23 protein-coding genes and 1 pseudogene are annotated in these 22,508 nt (G+C 70.9%); 11 read left to right on the top strand and 13 right to left on the bottom strand.

The features are described from left to right. Positions 1-102 precede the first annotated feature (102 nt). Together ACTT8P_RS02125 and ACTT8P_RS02120 are read right to left on the bottom strand one after the other, a co-directional pair. Positions 103-309: a hypothetical protein gene (locus ACTT8P_RS02125; RefSeq protein WP_442829753.1), complete on the bottom strand. Its 207-nt coding sequence runs from the start codon at positions 307-309 to the stop codon at positions 103-105. 675 nt (positions 310-984) lie between these two features. Then, positions 985-1,263 (bottom strand): hypothetical protein, encoded by a 279-nt coding sequence (locus ACTT8P_RS02120; protein WP_442829752.1) that lies wholly within the window; start codon positions 1,261-1,263, stop codon positions 985-987. 78 nt (positions 1,264-1,341) lie between these two features. Here ACTT8P_RS02120 and ACTT8P_RS02115 point away from each other — a divergent pair, with 78 nt between their 5' ends. Further along, the gene (locus tag ACTT8P_RS02115; protein ID WP_442829751.1) at positions 1,342-2,097 is read left to right on the top strand and encodes a GntR family transcriptional regulator; all 756 of its coding nucleotides are present in this window, start codon (positions 1,342-1,344) and stop codon (positions 2,095-2,097) included. Positions 2,098-2,187: 90 nt separating this feature from the next. Next, positions 2,188-2,445, top strand: coding sequence for a hypothetical protein (locus ACTT8P_RS02110; protein WP_442829750.1), 258 nt, complete (start codon positions 2,188-2,190; stop codon positions 2,443-2,445). 294 nt (positions 2,446-2,739) lie between these two features. Here the strand turns inward: ACTT8P_RS02110 and ACTT8P_RS02105 are convergent, their stop codons facing one another. Together ACTT8P_RS02105 and ACTT8P_RS02100 are read right to left on the bottom strand one after the other, a co-directional pair. Beyond that, a complete protein-coding gene (locus ACTT8P_RS02105; RefSeq protein WP_442829749.1) occupies positions 2,740-2,883 on the bottom strand; it encodes a hypothetical protein in 144 nt (47 codons plus the stop codon). 269 nt (positions 2,884-3,152) lie between these two features. After that, positions 3,153-3,815 carry an ATP-binding protein gene (locus ACTT8P_RS02100; protein WP_442829748.1) on the bottom strand — a complete coding sequence of 221 codons (663 nt, stop codon included), beginning with the start codon at positions 3,813-3,815 and terminating at the stop codon, positions 3,153-3,155. Positions 3,816-3,979: 164 nt separating this feature from the next. Here ACTT8P_RS02100 and ACTT8P_RS02095 point away from each other — a divergent pair, with 164 nt between their 5' ends. The 5 genes and pseudogenes from ACTT8P_RS02095 to ACTT8P_RS02075 all read left to right on the top strand — a co-directional run bounded on the left by ACTT8P_RS02095 (position 3,980) and on the right by ACTT8P_RS02075 (position 7,408). Further along, positions 3,980-4,852, top strand: a complete 873-nt coding sequence (locus ACTT8P_RS02095; RefSeq protein WP_442829747.1) for a helix-turn-helix domain-containing protein — start codon at positions 3,980-3,982, stop codon at positions 4,850-4,852. Then, complete coding sequence (locus tag ACTT8P_RS02090) at positions 4,849-5,052, top strand: DUF397 domain-containing protein (RefSeq protein ID WP_442829746.1); 204 nt, start codon at positions 4,849-4,851, stop codon at positions 5,050-5,052. Before ACTT8P_RS02095 ends, ACTT8P_RS02090 begins: the two co-directional genes overlap by 4 nt. A 457-nt stretch (positions 5,053-5,509) precedes the next feature. Continuing rightward, on the top strand, positions 5,510-5,758 hold the full coding sequence (locus tag ACTT8P_RS02085) for a hypothetical protein (RefSeq protein ID WP_442829745.1): 249 nt from the start codon (positions 5,510-5,512) through the stop codon (positions 5,756-5,758). Between the two features lie 304 nt (positions 5,759-6,062). Continuing rightward, a pseudogene (locus ACTT8P_RS02080) lies at positions 6,063-6,368 on the top strand (toll/interleukin-1 receptor domain-containing protein); the annotation flags it as partial. Positions 6,369-6,703: 335 nt separating this feature from the next. Then, positions 6,704-7,408, top strand: coding sequence for a hypothetical protein (locus ACTT8P_RS02075; RefSeq protein WP_442829777.1), 705 nt, complete (start codon positions 6,704-6,706; stop codon positions 7,406-7,408). A 13-nt stretch (positions 7,409-7,421) separates the two neighbouring features. On the opposite strand, the gene ACTT8P_RS02070 is transcribed toward ACTT8P_RS02075, so the two are convergent. Then, positions 7,422-8,372 carry an SDR family oxidoreductase gene (locus ACTT8P_RS02070; protein WP_442829744.1) on the bottom strand — a complete coding sequence of 317 codons (951 nt, stop codon included), beginning with the start codon at positions 8,370-8,372 and terminating at the stop codon, positions 7,422-7,424. A 37-nt stretch (positions 8,373-8,409) separates the two neighbouring features. Then, a complete protein-coding gene (locus ACTT8P_RS02065) occupies positions 8,410-9,183 on the bottom strand; it encodes an SDR family oxidoreductase (protein WP_442829743.1) in 774 nt (257 codons plus the stop codon). Between the two features lie 98 nt (positions 9,184-9,281). On the opposite strand from ACTT8P_RS02065, the gene ACTT8P_RS02060 reads away from it, so the two are divergent. Together ACTT8P_RS02060 and ACTT8P_RS02055 are read left to right on the top strand one after the other, a co-directional pair. Beyond that, complete coding sequence (locus tag ACTT8P_RS02060; protein ID WP_442829742.1) at positions 9,282-9,929, top strand: TetR/AcrR family transcriptional regulator; 648 nt, start codon at positions 9,282-9,284, stop codon at positions 9,927-9,929. 174 nt (positions 9,930-10,103) lie between these two features. Continuing rightward, positions 10,104-10,748, top strand: a complete 645-nt coding sequence (locus tag ACTT8P_RS02055) for a dihydrofolate reductase family protein (RefSeq protein ID WP_442829741.1) — start codon at positions 10,104-10,106, stop codon at positions 10,746-10,748. 94 nt (positions 10,749-10,842) lie between these two features. Here ACTT8P_RS02055 and ACTT8P_RS02050 read toward each other — a convergent pair whose 3' ends face one another. The 6 genes from ACTT8P_RS02050 to ACTT8P_RS02025 form a co-directional block, all read right to left on the bottom strand. Continuing rightward, the gene (locus ACTT8P_RS02050; RefSeq protein ID WP_442829740.1) at positions 10,843-11,469 is read right to left on the bottom strand and encodes a hypothetical protein; all 627 of its coding nucleotides are present in this window, start codon (positions 11,467-11,469) and stop codon (positions 10,843-10,845) included. 127 nt (positions 11,470-11,596) lie between these two features. After that, positions 11,597-13,819, bottom strand: a complete 2,223-nt coding sequence (locus ACTT8P_RS02045) for an N-acetylmuramoyl-L-alanine amidase (protein ID WP_442829739.1) — start codon at positions 13,817-13,819, stop codon at positions 11,597-11,599. Between the two features lie 182 nt (positions 13,820-14,001). Then, a complete protein-coding gene (locus tag ACTT8P_RS02040) occupies positions 14,002-14,229 on the bottom strand; it encodes a hypothetical protein (RefSeq protein WP_442829738.1) in 228 nt (75 codons plus the stop codon). A gap of 28 nt (positions 14,230-14,257) precedes the next feature. Continuing rightward, positions 14,258-15,340, bottom strand: coding sequence for a PucR family transcriptional regulator (locus tag ACTT8P_RS02035; RefSeq protein ID WP_442829775.1), 1,083 nt, complete (start codon positions 15,338-15,340; stop codon positions 14,258-14,260). Between the two features lie 79 nt (positions 15,341-15,419). Beyond that, the gene (locus ACTT8P_RS02030) at positions 15,420-16,949 is read right to left on the bottom strand and encodes a flotillin family protein (protein ID WP_442829737.1); all 1,530 of its coding nucleotides are present in this window, start codon (positions 16,947-16,949) and stop codon (positions 15,420-15,422) included. Positions 16,950-16,995: 46 nt separating this feature from the next. Continuing rightward, positions 16,996-17,517, bottom strand: coding sequence for a hypothetical protein (locus ACTT8P_RS02025; protein ID WP_442829736.1), 522 nt, complete (start codon positions 17,515-17,517; stop codon positions 16,996-16,998). Between the two features lie 252 nt (positions 17,518-17,769). Between ACTT8P_RS02025 and ACTT8P_RS02020 the strand changes: the two genes are divergently transcribed. Next, complete coding sequence (locus ACTT8P_RS02020) at positions 17,770-19,698, top strand: NAD-binding protein (RefSeq protein ID WP_442829774.1); 1,929 nt, start codon at positions 17,770-17,772, stop codon at positions 19,696-19,698. Between the two features lie 61 nt (positions 19,699-19,759). Here ACTT8P_RS02020 and ACTT8P_RS02015 read toward each other — a convergent pair whose 3' ends face one another. Next, the gene (locus ACTT8P_RS02015; RefSeq protein ID WP_442829735.1) at positions 19,760-21,556 is read right to left on the bottom strand and encodes a S9 family peptidase; all 1,797 of its coding nucleotides are present in this window, start codon (positions 21,554-21,556) and stop codon (positions 19,760-19,762) included. Positions 21,557-21,689: 133 nt separating this feature from the next. Here ACTT8P_RS02015 and ACTT8P_RS02010 point away from each other — a divergent pair, with 133 nt between their 5' ends. Further along, a complete protein-coding gene (locus ACTT8P_RS02010) occupies positions 21,690-22,505 on the top strand; it encodes an SURF1 family protein (RefSeq protein ID WP_442829734.1) in 816 nt (271 codons plus the stop codon). Positions 22,506-22,508: the final 3 nt, after the last annotated feature.

Below are 22,508 nucleotides of genomic sequence, written 5' to 3'. Positions count from 1 at the left end.
ATACGCCATACGGTAGCCCCCAAGACGACGCGGGAAATATCGACCTTGTCGAACATTTCCCGCGCCCCATGGATTCCGTCGTCGACGGATCATATTTTCCTGTCAGGTTTGTGTGGGATGCAGCATTCGATGTCCGCGACTTGTCGCCACACGCACCACGTCCTGCAAGGCGCCCGACAGCTCCCCAACGACAAGGCGCAGTCGCTCCGCTTCCACGTGCTTGTCATCAAGCATCTGCAAGGCTTGCTCCTGCAGCTCGGCCGCCATGCTCAGCTGCATCTCCTCGACGTGATCTGCCAGGCGGGACATGAAGCCGTCTCTATCAGCGGTGCTCAGGTAGCACGGTTTGCCGTCTGCCCCCGCCCACGGGAGCAGTCTCAATTCGTCATGTGTCATCATTCCCACGCCTGCCCTCCTGTGGTCCTGATGTCGTATGCCGGCGTGCCACCGGCCGCACAACCGTTCACTGCCCCACCTCCGCAGGCCCGCACTTGGCGGGCACCAAGTGGCACGGGCAGTCGCACGCCTCGTAGATCACCGGAATGTCGACCGGTGCCAGAGCCGGGGACGACACCGCGCACTCGTGGTGCGTGCCGATCCAGCAAACGGTCGATCGGTAGGGCGTGAGTGAGGGATCCGCGGTGGGGGTTCGTCGTGGAAGAGACATCAGCGAGCCCCCAGGAGAGGCGACCGCACGTCGGTCGGCAGGTAGGGAGCAACGACCGACGTCGGGTGTCGTCGCGTATGCCTTTCCCAAGCCAGCACATACGGGCGGACGAGCGCGTTGTCCTCGCCGATGAGCCAGTAACGGTGACTCGCGCCGTCGAGGACCTGCCTCAGAACAACCGTCGACGCGTCAGCACCCACGGGAGCGGTCTGCGGCCGGGAAGGCGTTAAGGGGCGGCGGTGCCTGCCCTTGGAGGAGTGCCGGCCTCTGGTGAGGGAGAAGGCTCGGCGGATACGGTTGAGCACGCTGCTCAGCTCCTATCGCTGATGGCTCGGTCCCCCGACATCGCCCGTCGTGGGGACCGCTTTGCGTACGACCGCCCACAGGGTGCGGGCGTCCAGGCTGGTAGCCAGAAGGCCGAAGCGGTCGGCCTCAGCCACCGCTTCCAGCGCTTCCAGCCATGACTCGGCGGAGATCTGTTCCGGTACCTCCGCCTCAATCGCCGTGTGCCGGACGTGCTCCTCCACGCGTGTGGCGAGCCCGGCAGCCGATAACCGCGCTGCGATGGCCTCCGCGCTCACTTCTGAAGCAGGCACAGGGCAGCCTCCGTCACCGGCGATCACTTTCAGTGAAGCTAGTTAACTAGATTAGAGCTAGTGGACTAGATTTTCTACATGCTTGAGCAGCCGCCCTATCTCCGCATCGCTGACGAACTCCGCCGGCGGATCGCGGAGCACGTGTGGGAGCCGGGAGACCGCCTGCCCTCACGCGCCCAAATCGGCCAAGAATTCGGCGTGGGCGACAACGTGGTGCGGCGGGCACAGGAGTTGCTGATCTCCCAGGGCGTGCTGGAAGGCCGCGCCGGATCAGGGACCTACGTCGCCGAGCCCCGGCAGCGAGTGCGCGTCGTCCGGTCCTCGGCGCGTGAGCAGCCCAACGGGTCGCCGTTCCGCTCGGACATGAAGGCTGTCGGCAAGCTGGGCGACTGGGAGAGCCGGACCGAGGCCAAAGTGCCGGCCCCCGCGGACATCGCGGCACGGCTCGGCGTCGACCAAGGCGCACTGTGTGTCCGGACCGCGTACGAGTTCCTGGCCGACGGCCGTCCCGTGCAGCTGTCGACGAGCTGGGAGCCGTACGACCTCACCGCCGGCACCCTCGTCGTACTCCCCGAGGGAGGCCCACACGCCGGGGACGGAGTCGTGAACCGCATGGCCGCCATCGGCGTCACCGTCAGCCACGCCGTGGAACAGCCCGAACCCCGGCAGGCGACCGCCGAGGAAGCGTCTCTACTCGGCATCCAGAAGGCCGCACTCATCACGCACATCAGGCGGACCTACTACAGCGACCAAGGGCGGCCGGTCGAGACGGCCGACATCGTCGTGCCCGCTGCTCACTGCGAGATCGTCTACGAAATTCCCATCAACCGGTAAGCGCGAGTCCGCGAATCTTCCACGACGGATACCGCAGCGTGCTTGGATCGGCACATGTCAGGTGCTGCCACCTGTGGGAGGGGAAGACACATGAGTACGCCCAAGGTCATGACCGTAACGCTTGAGTTCGAGATGGGCGATCGCAAGATCCACGCAGCAAGAATCAAGGCCGCCTACGAGGCCGCCGTAAGCGCTGCCATCGAGGCCGCCAAGAAGGAACTCCTCGATGGCAGCGTCACTACCGTGCGCAGCCGCATGACTTGGGATTACAGGTGGGCGGAAACGTCCGCTCAGTACACCGATGTAGACGTCGAGTGGGCAGAGGACGAGGACGATCCCGAGACGTAGGTCCCCGACCGATCTTGGCTGCGAGACGCCCGGCGGTGAGTGTCTAACTGCGTGACAACGGCAGCGGACAACGGCGGACGAACACGAACGACTGCGGACCATCAGCGCAGGTGAGAGGCACGACGGATCAAGGCGGTACCGTCCCCGAAGTTGCTTCGGGACGAAGAGGTCGTGGGTTCAAATCCCGCCACCCCGACTTCGTAAGTGTCGGTCAGGGCCGGTTTCCTTTCGGGGAGACCGGCCCTGACCGCGTTGCATCCAGGTGTCATCTGGGTGCGATCCTGAAACGGGGTGTCACCGCTCGGCGGCGCGCTGCTGCAACAGCCGGTCGAGGATCGGGACCGGGGAGCGCGGGGCGAGGAGCAGCCGGTCGTCCAGGGACTCGTGCCAGACCGCGGTGAGCTGGTCCATGAGGAACGCGCGCATGGTGTCCGGCACGTGGACGTACCGGGCGCTGACCGCTCCGTCCTCGTGACCCTGGCGCTCGTCCGCGAGAACCCTCGGGCAGCCCAGCTCCTCCAGGAGCGCCGCCCGGGAAGCCTCGGCCGTCCCTCAGTGCGGCGCGGATGTCGGCCACAGTCCTGAGCTGCGGCGATGATGCCTGCGGCGTGCCGGCGTGCTGCGCGTTCATACGTCCTCCTCGGGCCATGTATGCGGTCACGACCATGATTGCGCTCCCAAGTCGTTCATGAAATGGATGACTGCGCTCACGCGTCCTCCCGTTGTCGAACGATGAGTGGCTCAGTTGCCCGGATGCGCAGGGGTGGGCCCTCATCCAGGGTCAGGATCACTACGGAGTCGGTTGCGCTGGGCTGTTCGCTGGTTACGTCGACCACCGCGCGCCACTCGCCCCACGATTTGACCGTCTGGCCGGGGCGTACTGCGGCTGCCGCGATCTCCTTTGTGAGGGGCTCGGTGATGATGTCCGGGGCCTTCAGTTCGGCCCATACCGTCTTGCCGATGCCGTTCGCCCGTTTCTCGACGCCCCAGCGGTGGGCGAGGGCCTCAACCAGGAGCAGGCCGCGGCCGCCGGTTTCGTCGGCGTCGGGGGTCCGTACTTCAGGGCGGCCTGGGCCCGCGTCGCTGACCTCCAGTCTGAGCAGCCCGTCCAGTGGCGATCGTGCGATGCGGACGCCTACCTGGCGGTCACTTGGTACGGGAACGCGTAGGGCGTTCGTGAGCAGTTCGGAGAGGATCAGCTCGGCTGAGTCCGTGATGTCTTCGTTCATGCCCCAGGTGCCGAGTACCGCGTGTGCCAGCGCCCGGGCTCTCGGGACGCTGCGGTGGCTGCGGGAGAGCCGGAAGGTGACTTCGTACGCGCCCAGGCTTTCTGCCCTTACGCCCCCTGCGGGTCGATAGCTGCTGATCAAGTCGCTGCGATGCAGTGCAGTGCACGCAGTGCAGTCACGGGAGCGCTGCACTTAGGGACCAGGAGCATATGTATCGGCGCAATATTGCATGACGCTTACTGGGCTCGTTTCACTCTTTTGGGAAACCTCGCGTGTGCACGGCCGGCCTCTGGTAGGAGTCGGACATGCCTACCGTCAAACCGTCCACCGTGCTTGGACGCCAACTGGGCGATGAGTTGCGCAGGTTGCGTGATGTCGCGGGTGTGTCCATGGCGGAAGCCGCCGAGTTGCTCGACTGCACCAAAGGGAAGATCAGCCGGATGGAGAACGGGCACGTTCCCGTCCGTGCTCCTGATCTGAACGCGCTCATGCAGGCGTACCAGGTTGAAGATCCGGAGACTCGCGGCCGTCTCCAAGCCATGGCGTTGCGGGCCAACCGGCGTCGGCGCGACGGGTGGTGGCATCAGTACGCCGCCGTACTGGGTGAGCCGTACCGCGATCAGATCGAGCTGGAGGCCATCTGCGACAGTGTCCGGACGTATGAAGTGCAGCTGGTTCCGGGGCTGCTTCAGACCGCCGAGTACGGCCGGGCGGTGACGGTCGCCTCGCGGGCATGGACGACGCGCGAGGAGATCGATCAGTTCGTTCAGGTACGGCTCGCCCGTCAGCGGCGGCTTACTGGTGAAGAGCCCATGTCGCTCTGGGCGGTGCTCGCTGAGGGAGTTCTGCGCCAGCATGTGGGTGGCCCCAGCGTGATGCGCGCACAACTGGAACACCTCGCCGCGATGGCGGAGCGCCCCAACATCAGCGTCCAGGTACTGCCGTACTCGCGCGGTGCGCACTCGGGTATGTTCGGCCCGTACCTGCTGCTGAGCTTTCCCCAGGTGACGTCGCTCGACCTGGTGCTGACGGAGACGCCGTCCGGCAACATCTGGATGGAGCGCGAATCCTCGGTCGAGTACTACCGCACTCTCTTCGACGACGCCCGCACCACAGCGCTGCCGCCCACGGAATCGCTCGCGCTGATCCGCCGCATCGCCAAGGAGTACCAAGCATGAGTCAGGACCATCACATACAGCCACCCGCCGTGGAAACGGCTTGGCGCGCCAGCAGTTACAGCGGTGGGCAAGGCAACTGCGTCGAGGTCGCCGACAATTTCCCCGCCCTCGTGCCCGTCCGTGACAGCAAGCGGCCCGGCGGCGCCACGCTGGTTTTCTCGGTCAGTGCGTGGGCCGCCTTCGTCGGTCAGGTGCGGTGAGGGGTACCGCGTCCGGTCAGTAGCAGGGGGTGCCGTCGTCCTTGCGCCGGGTCAGCTCGGTGACGGTCATCGGCCACGCCGGGCGAGAGGCAGTGCGTACAGGTCACCGCCCTGCCCGGCACGATAAGCCGTGAACCGCCGCGAGTTCCGGGACTGACGTCGGTCGTCCTCGCCCACCGTGCCCGCTTCACCACTCAGGTGGTGAGGGGGGCCGGTGTTATCGGCAGTGTGGTCGCGATTGCCGGGTACTCGATCAGCCGGACCGGTGGGCAGCGGCTGTCGGTCATCGTGGGGTGTCTTATCGGGGTCGCCGTTGCGCTCGGTCTGGAGTTGTACCGCCGGTCGGCCCAGCTGACGGAGGTGCGGCTGCCCCTGCTTGGCAACGAGATGTCGTTCACCACCAAGACGGACATGCGGCAGGCCGCGCAGCGGATGTTTCTTCCAGGCCGCGCCCCGAGTGGCCACGCGGCTCCTGGAGGACGGCAACGGTAACCTGCGCGAGGCGCTGACCTCTCTCAAGACGCTGTTCGATCTGTATCGCCAGCCGCTGGAGGGGTACGCGACCCCGCCTCCTCCCGCCAAGGGGGACTCGGTGTACGAACTGGCTCTGGATATTCTTGATTTTGAGTTCGCTCCGTTTCTGGCCAAGTGGCATCCACGGCTGCGGAGCTGTGTCGGCTTCAGGAGCGGCTGCGGCCGTACGTGATCGGGCTGGGGTAGATCGCCGACATCCGGGGTCCGGAGCGGCATCTGCGTCCCTCGGGCCGGTCGCCGCGGTCCCGTCCCTCGGTACCGCAGCAGGACGGGGCGAGTCCCGGTCCGCGGGAATGACGGCTGGCGGGAATGACGGCTGCCCGGTGACGTCACGCGACGCACGCCGTGTCGCATGACGGCAAGGTGACGATCTTCTTCGTGCAGGCGCAGGTGCAGGTGCAGGTGCAGCGCGGGTCGGCTTCGGACGGCGGCCGGTCAATCTGCCCGAACCCTGACATTCCCGCGAGGAGGCGGAGATGAGCGCGCCCGGCGACGACTTTGGCGCGGAGTGGGACGTCTTCGTCAGTTACAGCCGGTCCGACGCCGGCCGGGTCGGTGCGCTGGTGTCCGCGCTCCAAGCGCGTGACCTGGGCGTCTTCGTCGATGCCACCGCTGTGGACGACTTCGCGTCCATCACCGCCACCATCACCGAGGCGCTGGCCCGCTCCCGGGTACTGCTCGCCCTGTACTCGGCGGACTATCCGCAACGGCGCGCCTGTCAGTGGGAGCTGACGTACGCCTATCTGACCGGTCAGCGCGAGGGCGATCCGCGGCGGCGGGTCCTGGTGGTGAATCCCGAGCCCGCTTCCGACCATGTGCATCCGGTGGAACTGCGCGACGCCCGGCACTGGCCGTGGCCCGCCGGCCAGGAGAGGCTCGACCGGCTCGCCGCGCGCGTGGCCGAGCACGTGGGCTCGGTCGCCACCGCCATGGGTGACGCGGCGGACGCGCCGTTCGTGCCGTGGCTGCCCGCGCCGGCCCGCATGGGTTCGGTCCGCTTCACCGGACCCGGCCGACGACGTGCTGCGGCTGTTCGCGCTCGCCTGCCCGGCGCCGTTGTCCCAGGCCGCCCTGGAGAACGTACTGTCCTCCATCGGGCCCTACGGATCCGTGGGAGGTGGGCCTGCTCGTCTCGGAGGCCGTGGAGGCGCTGCGCGGCTCCGGCGCGTTGCGTCACGAATCGCTGCGCGAGCGGACCTGGACCATTCATCCGCTGCTCGCCCGGGCCGTGCACCGCCACGACACGGACGTGGCCCGGCAGGAGGATCTCCGGCGGCTGCTCCTGCACACGCTGGTTCCGGGTACCGCCGAGCGGGCCGCGGGCCCGGACCGTGCGGTGCCGCCGAGTGTCCCTGGCACCGCCCCGGCCGGCACCCGTCCCGGTCCGCTGGAGCGGGCCGCGGCCTTCGACCTCCAGATCGAGCTGGTCACCCGGGTCGGTGTCCAGCCGCTTCCCCAGGGCCACGGCTCGCTGCGGGAGGCCCTGTCGTCGCTGCACTCGCTGTTCGCCACGACCCGCGACCTGCTGCACCGGGTGGCCACCGAGACCGCTGCTCCGCTGACGCTCCCCGGTGTCGCCGCTCGGCTGATCAACGCGTATCTGCGTCCCTTCCTCACGACGTGGCATCCGGCGCTCCAGGAGCACGAGGCCGTGCGGCCGCCGGACGTCAGCCCGGTCGAACACGAGCGGCGCTGGAACCGCTCCCCCGACCTGCGTGCCGAGCTGGCCGGGCTGCGCGAGCCGCTCACGTCCGTCGCCGGAGAACTCGCGGCCCTGTGCGGCGTCGATCTCCTGTCGTCGTCCACCTCGCCGCGCGGGTGAGCCGCCCGGCCGGTCAGGAGGAGTGCGGGAAGGACACCCCCGTCAGCTCTTCCGAGACCTGCCAGACGCGCTGGGCCTCCTCGGCGTCGCGCAGGGGGGTGTACAGCTTCTGTTCGGCAGGTGGGCCGCCCAGGTTGCCGGGGCCCTTGGGGCCGTAGAAGGCGCCGGGCCCGGCGTCGGGGGAGGTGGCCGCGTAGAGGGCGGGGAGTTTGGCGGACTCCACCGTTCCGACGAGGATGCCGCGCTTGGAGGCGGCGCGGATCGCGCGTACACCCAGGGTGTCCTTGTCGCGGCCGACCTCGGGGCGGGCGGCGAGGAGGTTGGTGGGGGCGACGCCCGGGTGCGAGAGGTTGCTGGTGAGGCCCCAGTTCCCGGCTGCGGCACGGCGGTTGAGTTCCAGGGCGAAGAGGCCGAACGCGATCTTCGACTGGCGGTAGGCCTTCATGCCGTCGTAGGAGCGTTCCCAGTTCAGGTCGGACCAGTTGATCGCGCCCCGGCTCGCCGCGACGCTGACCTGTGAGGTGACGCGGGCCCGGCCGGCCCGGAGCAGCGGCAGCAGGTGGGCCACCAGGGCGAAGTGGCCGAGGTGGTTGGTGCCGAACTGGAGCTCGAAACCGTCTTCGGTGGTCTGCCGGTCGGGCGGGGTCATGACGCCCGCGTTGTTGATGAGGAGGTGGAGGGGCCGGTCCTCGTCGAGCAGGGTTTTGCCGAGTGCGGCGACGGTGGTGAGTGCGGACAGGTCGAGCGGGCGGGTCGACACGTCCGCGCCGGGGGCCTGCTCTCGGATCTTGGCGAGGGCCGCTTCGCCCTTACGGGGGTTGCGGACCGGCAGGATGACCTCGGCGCCCGCGGCGGCCAGCCGGGTCGCGATGCCGAGGCCCATTCCGTCGCTGGCGCCGGTGACCACGGCGCGCTTCCCGTGCAGGTCGGGAAGGGTGATGTCGATGGGGGTTCGGCGGGGCATGTGGTTCTCTTCCTGTGTCTGAGGGGTGGGTGGTCGGCTACTGCTGGGCGCCGCCGCTGACCAGCAAGTGCTGGCCGCTGATCCAGTGCGCCAGGGGGCCGGCGAAGTACTCGGCGGCGTCGGCCACGTCGTCGACGGTGCCGAAGCGGCCTTCGAGGGGGCGTACGGCGGCGACCAGGGAGCGCATCGGGTGGTCGGCGGCGAGGTCGGTGAAGACCCCGGCGCCCTCGATCGCGGTCGGGATGATCGAGTTCACCGTGATGCCGCGGTCGCCGACCTCCTGGGCGAGCACCTCCACGGCGTACCGGGCGGCCGTCTTGCTGGCGCCGTACAGGCCGACGCCGGGAAAGGAGCGGCAGGTGGTGCTGGAGCCGATGGCGAGGATGCGGCCGTGGTCGGCGATGTGGCGGGCGGCCTTCTGGAGGGTGAAGAAGGTGCCCTTGGCGTTGATGGCGAAGAGGCGGTCGAACTGTTCCTCGGTCACCTCGCTGATGGGCTGGTCGACGATCTCGACGCCGGCGTTGGCGACGACGATGTCCAGCTTCCCGAAGGCTTCGAGGGACTGCTGGAAGAGGTTGTCCAGCGCGGCCGGGTCGGCGACGTCGGCCTGGATGGCGAGGGCCTCCGCGCCCAGCGCGCGGATCTCCTCCACCGTCCGCACCGCGGCGTCCTTGCCGTGGGCGTAGTTGACCACCACCTGGGCGCCGAGGGCGGCGTAGCGCAGGGCGATGGCGCGGCCGATGCCGCGGGCCGAGCCGGTGATGAGGGCGGTTTTGCCGTGCAGGGGGGTCTTGTCGCGCAGGTCGGTCATGGGTGGGTGCCTGTATTCCTGGGCGCTCGTGACGAGAAGTAGGTGCCGGGTGGTATCAGAAACCTACTTCTGGTACCAGGGTGTGTCAACATGGGGTCATGACGACGTCGCCCCTGATCCGCCCGTACCGCGGCACCCCGGCCGAAGACCGCGTCGCCCGGCGGCGGGCGGCCCTGCTCGACGCCGCGCTCACCGTGTTCGAGGCCGAGGGCTGGAGCGGCGTGAGCGCGCGGCGGGTCTGCGAGCGGGCCGGCCTCACCCGCCGCTACTTCTACGAGAGCTTCGAGGACGTCGACGCCCTGATGAGCGCGCTGTTCGACGAGATCACCGGCGAGGTGCGGGCGGCGGTGCGGGCCGTGGTGACCGCCGCCGACGCACCGCTCGAGGAACTCGCCCGGCAGGCCGTTTCGAGCGGGCTCGACGTCCTGCTGTCGGTTCCCGCCAAGGGGCGCTTCGTCGCCAGTGCGCAGAGCGCCGGCGGTCCGGTCGCCGTGCGGCGCGCCCGATCCCTGGACGACCTCGCCTCGATCGTGGAGAAGGGGTTCGACGCGCAGGGGGCCGAGGCGATATCCGTCGGCTCCCGGCAGGCGCGGGTCGCCGCGATCGCGGCGGTCGGAGCGGCGCTGCGGATCATCGACAGCTGGCTCAGCGGCGAGATCGACGTGACCCGCGAGGAGGCCGTCACCTGGAGCACCGCCGCGGCGCTCGGGGCGGTGGCAGCGGTGGCAGCGGTGGCGGTCACATAGCCGTGGCGGGGCACGGGGCTTATGGAGGTTACGGGGGGGGGCGCCAGGCCGGCTGGGAGTGCGGAAGACGGGTTCTGTGGGTTAGGTCGATCCGGGGCCGTCCCGTTCGACGTTCTGGTGTGGAGCGGCAGTGTGCTCCGCCTCGGAACGTCGGACGGAACGGATGGGGACACCGTGGAACAGTTGCTGAGAGTGATGAATTTCAACGTCTCGCGGGACGGGATCGGGGCGGGCGAGCACCAGAGCCTCGAGGAGCCGTTCGGGCTTCCCCGGCCCGAGCGGCTGTTCGGCTGGGCCGGGGCCACGGCCAGTTGGCCGACGCGGACCGAGCCCGGCGGGAGTCGCGGTCTCGACGACTGCTTCACCCGGGACTTCGCGCGCAACATCGGTGCCGAGATCATGGGCCGCAACAAGTTCGGGCCGCAGCGCGGGCCCTGGGGAGATCATGAGTGGCGCGGCTGGTGGGGGGACGAACCGCCGTTCCACACCCCGGTCTTCGTGCTGACGCACCACACGCGTCCCTCGTTCACGCTGTCCGACACCACGTTCCACTTCGTCGGCGGTACGCCGGCCGCCGTCCTGGAACGGGCCCGGGAGGCCGCGCGGGGCAGGGATGTCCGGCTGGGCGGCGGGGTCGGCACGATTCGGCAGTTCCTGGACGCCGATCTCGTCGACACCCTGCATGTGGCCGTCTCGCCGCTGACGCTCGGGTCCGGGCTGCGGCTGTGGTCGTCGCCCGAGGAGTTGCTCGACCGGTTCCATCTGGAGGTCGTACCGAGTCCGAGCGGAGTGACGCACCATCTGTTCTGGCGCAGGTGACGCGGCGGACGCGACAGACGACGAACGGGTGCGGTGCGGGGCGGTGCGGTGCGGTGGCCGGGACCCCGGTGCGGGGTCCCGGCCCGACGGCCGTTCAGCCGATGTTGAAGTCCATGTCGGTCACGTACCAGGCGTCGTCGAGCTTGCCGGCCTCGATCTTCACGTCCAGCGTGCCCGCGTCCACCCCGGTGGAGTTCGCCACGATGACCTCTTCGAGGGTCTTGCCGTCAATGGTGACCTGGTCGGCGGGGAACACCGCCTTGTCACCGGCGGCGTCGGCGGCCTCGGCGACCTCCACCTTCGGGTCGGTCGTGGGCGGGTCGGGCGTGAACGACTCCTTGAACTGCGTCACGCTCTGCTGGATCTGCTTGCCCTGCGTCGAGTCGTCGGCGCAGGTCTCCTCGCTGCCGGTCTGCGCGGGGGTCGACCCGGAGGCCGCCTCCCCCATCAGCAGGCACGCGTCCTTGGCCTCGCCCTTGACGACCGCGGCGACCCACGCGGCGACCGTGCTCTCGGGCGTGGTCTGGTCGGCGGGGGCGGCGGCCTCGGAGCCGGCGTCCGGGGCGGACGCCGAGGCGGAGGCCGCCGACGAGGTGCTCGCCGACGCCTTGTCGCCCTCGGCGGAGTCGGATTCGCTGGAGCAGCCCGTGAGACCCGCGGCCGCCGTCGCCGTCAGCGCGGCCGCCGCCAGCCAGCCCGCACGCCTTCCTCTGTGTGTCATCGACACCGTCTGGAGATCCTTCCTATGGTCATCCATAGCCTCATTCGTGTCATGGGCACCTCTGGTTGACGTGCCGATGTGACGGTAGAGACGAGAACGGAAGGCGCGCGGTTCGGTTGTGGCGGTCCTACTTCACATAGACCAGGCCGTCCGTGGTGATGGTCGGGCGGCCGCTGGTGCCGGCGACCACGATCTTCACCGTGTGCTTGGCACTGCTCGACCAGGACTTCGTCCAGATCGCCTGCCGGTACTTGGTGGTGGCGGACTTCAGGTCGACCGTCGCGGTCTTGACGCCGTCGACGTAGACGTACGCCTTGCCGGAGGACGAGGCACGGGAGACCACCCACGCCGCCGAGCGGCCGGTGAACGTCCAGGTGAGGCTCGCGCTCTTGGACGCGCTGGAGTACGACTTCCCGCCGAGGTAACTGGAGGAGGAACGGGTGCTCCAGGTACCGGACTTCTTCGCCGCGCTCTCCTGCTGGATCACCGGTGTGTAGGCGGGCGAGGAGGTGCGGTAGTTGCCGGCCCAGTCGTAGGCCCGCATCGACCAGGTGGCGGCGGTGCCCGACTTGGCGGTCCGGGCCGAGGAGGTCGTGGTCGGGCCGAAGGTGGCGGTGGTCGGGGCCAGCAGCTTCACCTGGCGCAGCGCGGCGCTGTCGGCGGCCTTCCAGCCGAGGGTGACCGGCACGGCGGTGGTGTTGACGGTGCCGGTGCGCAGGGAGATCTTCGGGGTGGTGGTGAAGGTCGGCGCGGTGGTGTCGGTGACCACCTTCGAGGTGGCGGTCGTCGTGGTCCGGCCGGACTGGTGCACCGCCCGGACGGCGACGCTGTGGCTGCCGGCGGCCAGGGTGACGGTCTTGGCGGCCGTCGTGCCGGACACCGTGGCGGCCGTCTTGCCGTCGACCATGACCTGGAAGTTCTTGATGAGCGTGCCGGGCGTGCTGGTCGTCCAGCGGACCTTGACCGAGCCCTTGGTGTAGTACGTGGAGCCGTTCTGGCCCGTACCCTCCAGGGCGGTGACCTTCAGGCTCTGCACCGGGCCGGCCGCCAGGGTGCGGATCTTCGGCAGCTGGGCGTACAGCGAGCTGCCGGGGCACTCGGAGTTGAAGCCGTCGCGGTGCGCGGAGATCCGGTTGAAGGTGTACTGGCTGCCCGCGGTGAAGCTGGTGCCGAAGTAGTTCTTCTGGGTCGCGCCCGAGGTGAGCTTGACCGTCGAGGACGGGTCGGCGCCGTACTGGCCGAGCTTCCAGGCCGCCACCCGGGCGACCGCGGTGAGGGTGGCCGCGGAGGCGCCGGTCGAGGTGTAGTCACCGAGTACGGCGATGCCGGCGGACTCGCGGTTCCAGCCGTAGGTGTGCGCGCCGAGGACCGGCTGGTCGATGCCGCCCTTGCGGCCCTCGAAGACGGTGCCGCACTTGTCGACCAGGAAGTTGTAGCCGAGGTCCTTCCAGCCGTTGGTCTGCACGTGGTACGCGTAGATGCCGCGGACCAGGGCGGCCGAGTCGGCGCAGGAGTAGTTGTTGGTGCCGGCCGTGTGGTGGACGAAGACCGACTTCACGTCCGCGTTGTACTCCGGTGCCTCGGGGCTCATCGACTCGTCGGCGCCCCAGCCCGCGCGGGACACGACGGGCGGCTGCGGGACGGAGGAGGCCGGAGGGGCGGGAGTGACCGGATCGGTGGGAGTCGCCGAGTCCGTAGGAGTCACTGCGTCGGTAGGAGTGGCAGCGTCGGTAGGAGTCACTGCGTCGGTAGCAGTCGCCGAGTCGGCCGGAGTCGCCGAGTCCGTGGGCTCGGCGGCAGTCGTCGGGTCGGCGGACACGTCCGCCGCGAAGGCCGCCGGTTCCGCCTTGGTCTCCGCCGCGGTCACCACCCCGGGGTCGACCAGGTTCACCTGGACCCCCTTGGGCAGGCCGGCGTCGGTGGAGCCGTCCTCGTGGACGACCTGGACCTCGACGCCGTCGGACGGGCCGGTCCACAGCGGCTCGGTCGCGCCGCGCTCCTCCGAGTCGGCCTCCGGGGCCTCCAGCGGGTCGACGCCGGTCTCCAGGGTCCGCCAGCCGGTCCACGTGCCGCTGTCGGCGTCGCGGGTGCGCACCTGGATGCTGCCGTTCAGCTCCCGGTCGGCGTCCGTCCAGGAGACGCCGAGCAGCGAGAACTGCTTGGTCTCCGTGCGCGGCAGGCTCCGCCGGTCGCTCCCGGCCGATTTCAGCGCGAGGTCGTAGACCTTCACCGGCCGCTTGGACCGGGCCTGCGGCCCGTCGTCGGCGGACGGGCTGGCGGCGGCGTACGTCACCACGCCCCCGCCGCCCAGGACCACCGCGCCGAGCGTCAGCCACGCTCTTCGCTTCATGTTCAGCGGTCTGTACGCGTGCGTCGTACGACGGCTCACGAAAATTTCCCCCCACGGGACGTCACAGTGAAGACACGGAAGACACGGAAGACACGGAAAAGCACAGGATCAGAGAGGGCCGAGCGGTCACTCAGGACACATCAGCCCCGCGCATCGTACGACCGCTCGGTCACTTGTTCCCCCTACTTGTCCCCGCGGTACAGCTGAATGTCCTGGTTCGCGAACAACTGGACGTACCCGCACTGCCAGCAGATCAGGCCGGTCGCCGACTCGTTGGCCCAGGCCAGCTTCATGAACTCCGCGCCGGAGCTGTTGAGCAGTACGGAGCGGTCGCGGAAGTGTTCGCCGCCACAGATCTGGCAGGTGATCCAGATGTCTCCGACCGCCGCGCGGACCGGCTTCTTCGCCATGCCGTTCGTTCTCCTTCACAAAAGCACTTCACAACGGGTTGGCCGGCCAGCCCAGCAGGCGGGCGCCGATCACCGCGGTCTGGAGGGTGTAGCGGTGCACCGGGTCGGAGGGGTCGGCGCCGGTGATCCGGTGGATGCGCTCCAGCCGGTAGGTGAGGGCGCGCACGCTCAGCGAGAGACGCCGGGCCGCCTCCGCCGCCACACAGCCGGACTCGAAGTACGCGGTGAGGGTGTCAAGGAGCGGCTGGGCGCCGCCGCGGGCCTCGCGCAGCGGGCTGAGGGTGGTGGCCACCAGGTCGGCCATGGCCTGCCGGTCGCGGGTGAGGACCGGATAGACGAGCAGGTCGGCGGCGCGCAGCACCGGGTCGTCGAGTTCGAGCCGCTCGGCCAGGTCCAGGGTGTTCAGCGCCTCCTCGTAGGACTGTACGACCCCGGCGGCGCCGGGCTGGGAGCGGCCGACGGCGACCTGGCCGCCGTCGGTGGCGGCGTGCGCCAGCTTGGCGAAGAAGGTGAGGATCTCCTGCTGGTCGCCGGGGGCGACGCAGACCAGGCGGCCGTCCTTGGTGGTGAGCAGGATGCGGCGGTCGCCGAACCGGCCGATCAGCGCCCGCTCCACCTCCCGGGGAACGGGGTCGCCCTCGTCGTACGCCGCGGGACCGCGGGCCACCGCGACGGCGTGCTCGTAGGCCAGCCGCAGGCCGTAGCGCTCGGCGCGTTCGGCGACCCGGCCCAGGTCGCTGCGGCCGTAGAGCAGGTCGTCGATGAACTCCCGGCGGGCCGCCTCCTCCTGCCGTACGGCCAGGCGCTGGGCCCGCTCGTAGCCCTCGGCGAGCGCGTCCACCGCCTGGGTGGCCGCGGCCAGCACGCTGTCGGGGGTGACGCCGGGCCCGGCCGGCCAGTCGGTGCGGGTGGTGTCGAGGTGGGCGACGACCAGGGCGCGCAGTTTCACCCCGGCCTCCGCGGCCCGCTCCCCCAGGACGCGGCGCGAGTCGAGTTCCTCCCGGGTCAGGCGGCGGCCGGTGGCGGCGGCGTCCGCGAGGATGCCGGCGTACCCGTCGAGGTACGCCTGCGCCGCCTCCGTCCCGGCCCGGTCCGCCGCCGTCCCCGCCATCCCGGCCCACCCCCGTCGCACTGCGTCCATGTCCTCGAAGCCGTCGGCGCCTTGTCGCCGTCGGTGCCTTCAGGGTAGGTCAGCCGGTGATCTCGACCTTGCCGTTGGCGGTGGGGGCCGGGTCGGGGGCCGGGTCGCCGGTCTTCCCGCCGGTGATGTTCTTCAGGAGTGCGGCCAGGTCCATGCCGGTGGTGGAGTTGAGGAGTTCCACGCCCTGGGCGACGTTGTCGGCGACCGTGCGGGACAGCCGGCTCGCGCCGTCGGTGGAGATCACCGTCATCTTGTCGACGGCGGACAGCGGCTCCGACGCCTTCGCCACCACCTGCGGCAACACCTCGACCAGCATCTGGAGCACCGCCGCGTCGCCGTACCGGCCGAACGCGTCCGCCTTCTTCTCCATCGCCTCCGCCTCGGCGGCGCCCTTCGCGCCGATCGCCGCGGCCTCCGCCTCGCCCTCGAGCCGGACCGCCTCCGCGATCGCCGCCCGCCGGGCCCGCTCGGCCTCACCCTGCTTGAGGCCCTCGATGGCCTGTGCCTCGGCCAGCGCGCTGCGGCGCTGCTTCTCGCCCTCACCGGTCAGCCGGGCCCGCTCGGCCTCGGCCTGGGCGGCGGCGATCTCGGCGGCCCGTTCGGCCTCCGCCTGCTTGACCCGGGACACCCGGCGGGCCTCGGCCTCCTGCTCGGCCTCGTACCGCGCGGCGTCGGCCGGCTTGCGCACCTCGGTGTCCAACTGGCGGTCCTTCAGCGCCGCCTGGCGCTCGGCGACCTTCTCCTGCTCGGCGAGGATGTCCTGCTGCCGGGCGGCCTCCGCGAGCGGACCGGCGGCGTTGGCGCGGGCGGCGGCCTGGTCGGTCTCGGCCTTGATCTCGGCCTGCTTCAGGTAGAGGGTCCGCTCGGCGACCGCGATCTCCTCCTCGGCCTTCAGCCGGGCCTGTTCGGCGGCCCGCCGGGCCACCGCCTCGGCGATGTCGGCCTCCTGCTTGGCCCGGGCGGCCTCGGGACGGCCGAGGTCCTCCAGGTAGGAGCCCTCGGTGGTGATGTCCTGGATCTGGAAGGCGTCAAGGACCAGGCCCTGCCCGGAGAGGCTGGCCTCCGCCTCCTCCGCCACCTGCCCGGCGAACGCCGCCCGGTCCCGGATGACGTCCTCCACCGACATCCGGCCGACGATCGCCCGCAGCGCGCCGGACAGCACCTCCTGGGTGAAGCCGACGATGCCGTCCTGCTGCATCAGGAACCGCTGGGCGGCGGCGCGTATCGCGTCCTCGGTGCCGCCGACCTTGACGATGGCGACACCCTCCAGGTGCGCCTTGACGCCGCGCAGGGTCACCGCGCCGCGCACGGCGACCGGGATGTGCCGCGAGGACAGGTCGAGGGTGAACTTCTGCTGCACGAACGGCACCACGAAGACACCGCCGCCGACCACGACCTTCTGGCCGCTGTTGTCCGTGAAGATCCGGCCGGTCTCCGGATCGGTGGCCTTCTTGCCGCGCCGGCCGGTGACGATGAACGCCTCACTCGGCCCGGCCACCTTGTACCGGCTGACGACGACCAGTGCGAGCAGCACCAGGAGTACGACGACTCCGAGTGCCGCGATCAGGACAGGACTCATGGCTGTGCCCCCGTATCGCAGGAACTGTTGAGTGAGAAAGAGTTGTTCAGCCGTCCGCCGGGCGGACGACCACCGATGTCGAGGTCGGGACCGCCGCCACCCACACCCGGGTGCCGCGCGCCACCGGCTCCGCGCTGCGCGCCGCGCACTTCAGCGGCTGACCGCCGAGGTGCAGCAGCACCTCGCCGAAACCGTCGGCGGGGATGGCGGTGACCACCTTGCCGGGGGTGCCCAGCAGATCGTCGGCGGCCGGCGTGACGGCACTCTGGTCCCGCATCAACGCCCGGCTGAGCCGGTACGTCAGCCAGCCCGCGCCCGCTCCGGCCAGCGCCCCGGCGCCGGCGGCGCCCCCGGGTCCGGACCAGCCGCTGCCCAGGACGATGGCGCCGGTGAAACCGGTCATCGACATGAATCCGGCAATCACCGGCAGCGACAGCCAACCGTCGAGAACGCCGCCCAGCGCACCGTCGAGCGCGCCGTCCAGGACGCCTTCCAGTACGCCGTCGAAGATCAGCGACAGGGCGAGCAGCACGACCCCCGTGATGCCAAGGCCGAGAAACCAGGCCATGCGTGCCGCCCCCTCTCGCCCCGCCGCCGACCTCCGGTGCGGTGGATTCTGGCATGGGGCGGCGCGGGCCGTCATTGCCGGATTCCGGCAAGGTTCCGGTGTCTTCCATGCCGCGTCTTGACGCCTTCTTAACGCCTTGGTGGCACCGTACGTCCGCAGCGGGCAGGCTGTTCCCTCGTGGCGAGTCTTCCGAACCTTCCGCAGCAGAATCCGCAGAGCCAGCAGGGCCAACAGAGGGGGCCGGCCGCGCACATGGTGGTCTGCGGCGACGACGGGCTGGCCCACCGGCTCGCCGCCGAACTGCGCGGGGTCTACGGCGAACAGGTCACGCTCGTCGTGCCGCCCTCCGGGCGCCGGGTGCGCCAGCCGGTGGTGGGCCGCGCCCGCGCCGCCTCCGCGGCGTTTCTCGACCTGGTGAACGCGGCGGTCAACCGGACCGGTGCCGGCCCGGACGGAGGGGACGGCGGGAGCGGCGGGAACGGCGGGAACGGTCTGGAGGTCGAGGCCGGGGAGCCGACCGAGGACGTCCTCGCCGAGGCGGGCGTGGGCCGGGCCGCCGCGCTGGCCCTGGTCTATGACGACGACGAGACCAACATCCGCGCCGCCCTCACCGCCCGCCGGCTCAACCCCCGGCTGCGCCTGGTGCTGCGGCTGTACAACCGGCGCCTGGGCCAGCACATAGAGGAACTCCTCGACCAGGCCGCCGCGTTGGCGACGGGCGAGGCCCGGACCCCTGCTCTGGACGCCTCCACCACCGTGCTCTCGGACGCCGACACCGCCGCGCCCGCGCTGGCCGCGACCGCGCTGGTCGGCACCAGCAAGATCGTGGAGACGGACGGACTGCTGCTGCGCGCGGTGGAACGGCAGCCGCCGCGGCCCGGCGAGGTGGCCGACCCGGGGCTGTGCACGCTGGCGCTGCTCTCGGCGACCAGCAACGACCCGGCCGGCGCCGACGGTTCGGAGGAGAGCGGCGACCAGGGACCGCGACTGCTGCCGGACGCGGCGGCGGTGGCGCGGGCGACGGGACGGGGCACCGTCGTACTGGAGCAGGTGTCGTACTCCGGGCCCGCGCTGTCCACGCGGGGCGGGGTGGTGCCGCCGTTCGCCTCGCTGTTCTCGCGGCGGCTGCGCTGGTCGATCGCGGGGCTGGCGGCCTGCGTGGTCGCGCTCGCGGTGGCGCTGACGTTGGTGACCGGGGAGCATCCGCTGCACGCGACGTATGTGACGCTGCTGGATCTGTTCGCCATCAACGAGCCCGCGCTGGAGGGGACGACCGGGGAGCAGGTGCTGCAACTGCTCACCGGGCTGATGGGGCTGCTGCTGCTGCCGGTGCTGCTGGCGGCGGTCCTCGAGGCACTGGGGACCTTCCGGACGGCGACGACGCTGCGCAAGCCGCCGCGCGGGCTCGGCGGGCATGTGGTGCTGCTGGGCCTCGGCAAGATCGGTACCCGGGTGCTGACCCGGCTGCGGGAACTGCACATCCCCGTGGTGTGCGTCGAGTCCGACCCCGAGGCGCGCGGCATGGCGACGGCGCGGCGGCTGCGGGTGCCGGTGGTGCTGGGGGACGTCACGCAGGAGGGGGTGCTGGAGGCGGCGAAGATCCACCGGGCGCACTCGTTGCTCGCGCTGACCAGTGTGGACACGACGAATCTGGAGGCGGTGCTGTACGCGCGGTCGGTGCGGGCGGATCTGCGGGTGGTGCTGCGGCTGTACGACGACGACTTCGCGACGGCGGTGTACCGGACGCTGCGGGCCGCGCATCCCGGGGCGCTGACCCGGAGCCGGAGCGTGACGCATCTGGCGGCGCCGGCGTTCGCCGGGGCGATGATGGGGCGGCAGATCCTGGGGGCGATCCCGGTCGAGCGGCGGGTGCTGTTGTTCGCGGCGGTACGGGTGGCGGGGCATCCGCAGTTGGAGGGGCGGACGGTCGGGGAGGCGTTCCGGGCGGGGGCGTGGCGGGTGCTGGCGCTCGACACGGCGGCCTCCGGAGCCGGCGGTCGGGGAGTGGGGGTCGGTACGGGCGGGACGGAGGCGCCGGGGCTGGTGTGGGATCTGCCCGACACGTATGTCCTGCGGGGGACGGACCGGGTGGTGCTGGCGGCTACTCGGCGGGGGCTGGCGGAGTTGTTGGGGCGGCGGGGGGCACGGCGGGGGGCCGGTGTGCCGGGCTCGGCGCCCTGACCCGGCCCCCCGCCGTGCCCCCCGCCAGGGGGGGGCTCCGCCCCCTGGCCCCCCGGCCTGGTCACCGACGGGGCAAGTGCCGCTCCGCGAAGGCGAGTTCCAGTTTGAGCTGCTTGATGCGTTCGTCGACCACCAGGGAGCCGTGGCCCGCGTCGTAGCGGTAGACCTCGTGGGTGGCGCCCCGGGTCTCCAGGCGCTTGACGTAGTTCTCGATCTGGCGGATCGGGCAGCGCGGGTCGTTGACGCCCGCCGAGATGTAGACCGGCGCCCGCACGTCGTCGACGTACGTCAGCGGGGAGGACGCCTCGAAGCGGTCGGGGACCTCCTCGGGGGTGCCGCCCAGCAGGGTGCGGTCCAGGGCCTTCAGCGCCTCCATCTCGTCGTGGTACGCGGTGACGTAGTCGGCGACCGGGACCGCCGCGATGCCCACGGCCCAGGCGTCCGGCTGGGTGCCGATGCCGAGCAGGGTGAGGTAGCCGCCCCAGGAGCCGCCGGTGAGGATCAGCCGGGCGGGGTCGGCGAGGCCGGAGGAGACCGCCCACTCGCGGACCGCGGCGATGTCCTCCAGTTCGATGAGGCCGACCCGGTGCTTCAGGGCGTCGGTCCAGGCGCGGCCGTAGCCGGTGGAGCCCCGGTAGTTGACCCGGACCACCGCGTAGCCGTGGTCGACCCAGGCGGCCGGGCCCGCGGCGAAGGAGTCGCTGTCGTGGTACGTCGGGCCGCCGTGGATGTCGAAGACCGTCGGCAGCGGGCCGGTCGTCCCCGCCGGCTTCTGGACCAGGGCGTGGATGCGGCCGCCCGGACCCTCCACCCACACGTCCTCCACCGGGACCGAGCCGGGCGACTTCATCCCGGGCGGGTCGAGCACCACCCGGCCGGCCGTCGAGCGCACCGCCGGCGGTTCGGCGGCCGAGGACCACAGGTACTCCACGCTGCCGTCCGGGCGGGCCGTCGCGCCCGAGACCATGCCGGCCGGAGTCGGGATCTCGATCAGCTCGCGCTCCGCCAGGTCGTAGCGGAACATCTCGCTGCGGGCCTCGAAGCTGTGCACGATCAGCAGACCGGAACCGTCGGGGAACCACTCGGCGCCGACGTCGCCCGGCAGCTCCAGCGCCAGGTCGCTCTCCTCGCCCGTCGCCACGTCCCACACCAGGGGCTCCCAGCGGCCCCGGCGCTGGTGGCCGATGAGGAGGCGGCTGTCGCCGTCGACGGGGGCGAAGCCCAGCACCTCCAGGCCCAGCTCCCGGGTGCCGCCCTCGGTGTCGTCCAGCTCGGCGACCTTCGTGCCGTCGGGGCGCAGCACGCGCAGCGCCGAGTGCATCGCGTCACCGTGCTCGGTGTGTTCGACGGCGATCAGCGAGCCGTCGTGGGAGAGGTCGCCGACGCCCGCCGACTCGCGGTGCCGGTAGATCTCCACCGGCGGCTCCTCGCCGCGCGCCAGGTGGATCGTCGTACCCTCCTCGTCCGTGGAGCGGCCGATCACCGCCGTGCGCCCGTCGCGGCCGAGGGCGAGGCCCGCCGGGTAGGACGGGTCCAGGCCCGGCACCGCCAGTTCGTCCGCGCCGCCCGCGAAGGGCTGGCGGCGCCAGACGCCGAACTCGTCGCCGTCCTTGTCGTCGAACCACCAGATCCACGCGCCGTCCGGCGAGAGCACCCCGTCCGTCGTGCCGTTGGGCCGGTCCGTGGCCTGCCGCTGCGCACCGGTGGACCGGTCCCAGGCGTACAGCTCGTACGTACCCGTCGCATTGGACACGAACAGGGAGCGGTCCGGCGCGTCCTCCGCCCAGTCCGGCAGGGACACCCTCGGCGCCCGGAACCGCTTCTCCCAGTCGGGCATGGACCCGTTGCTCTCAGTCATGGCCCCATACTGCCCCGCCCCGCCGCTCCCGCGCAGATCCGGCCCCCACCCTGTGGATAACTCCCGGCCCGCGCCCCGCCGCTCCGCCACCCCGCGACCGGGCCCGCGCACCCGAAGCCGTACGGTTGAGGGCGTGTACCGGTTTCTGCTGACGCCCCGCTGGTGGGGGATCAACGTCTTCGTCGTGCTCGCGATCCCCTTCTGCGTCTTCATGGGCTCCTGGCAGCTGAGCCGGTTCGAGGACCGGGTGGACGACCACCACACCGCCGACAAGCTGGCCGAGTCGGCCAGGACCCAGGCCGCCCGGCCACTGGCGGACCTGCTGCCGGTGGACAAGGCGACCGTCAACCACCAGACGACCGTCACCGGCCGGTACGCCGATCAGCTCCTCGTTCCCGACCGCGCGCTGGACGACCGCGCCGGCTACTACGTCCTGACGCTGCTGCGCACCGACTCCGGCGAGGCGCTGCCCGTGGTGCGCGGCTGGCTGCCCGGCGACGCGGATCCGGCGAAGGCCCCGGCCCCGCCCACCGGCGAGGTCACCGTCACCGGCGCGCTCCAGGCGTCCGAGACACCGGGCGACAACGGGGTGAGCGCCCGCGGCGGCCTCCCGGCCGGCCAGACCGCCGTGATCAGCGCGGCCTCGCTGGTGAACCTGGTGCCGTACGACGTGTACGACGCGTACGTCACCCTCAACCAGGGCGACTCGGGGATGCGGGCCGTGCCGCTCAGCGAGACACAGGACTCCGGCCTGGACCTGAAGGCGTTCCAGAACCTCGGCTACACCGCCGAGTGGTTCGCGTTCGTCGGCTTCGTGGTCTTCATGTGGTTCCGGCTGCTGCGCCGCGAGGCGGAGCTGGCCCGCGACGCCGAACTGGGGCTGACCCCGTCGGACGGGCCGGAACCCGACGACGAGCATGACCACGAGCTGCCCGTAAGCAGCCGCTGAGCC

The organism is Streptomyces sp. JW3 (assembly GCF_052216785.1).
Taxonomy (GTDB): Bacteria; Actinomycetota; Actinomycetes; order Streptomycetales; family Streptomycetaceae; genus Streptomyces.
Note: the sequence above shows the minus strand (reverse complement) of the source record. Positions and strands in the feature narration are given on the sequence as shown.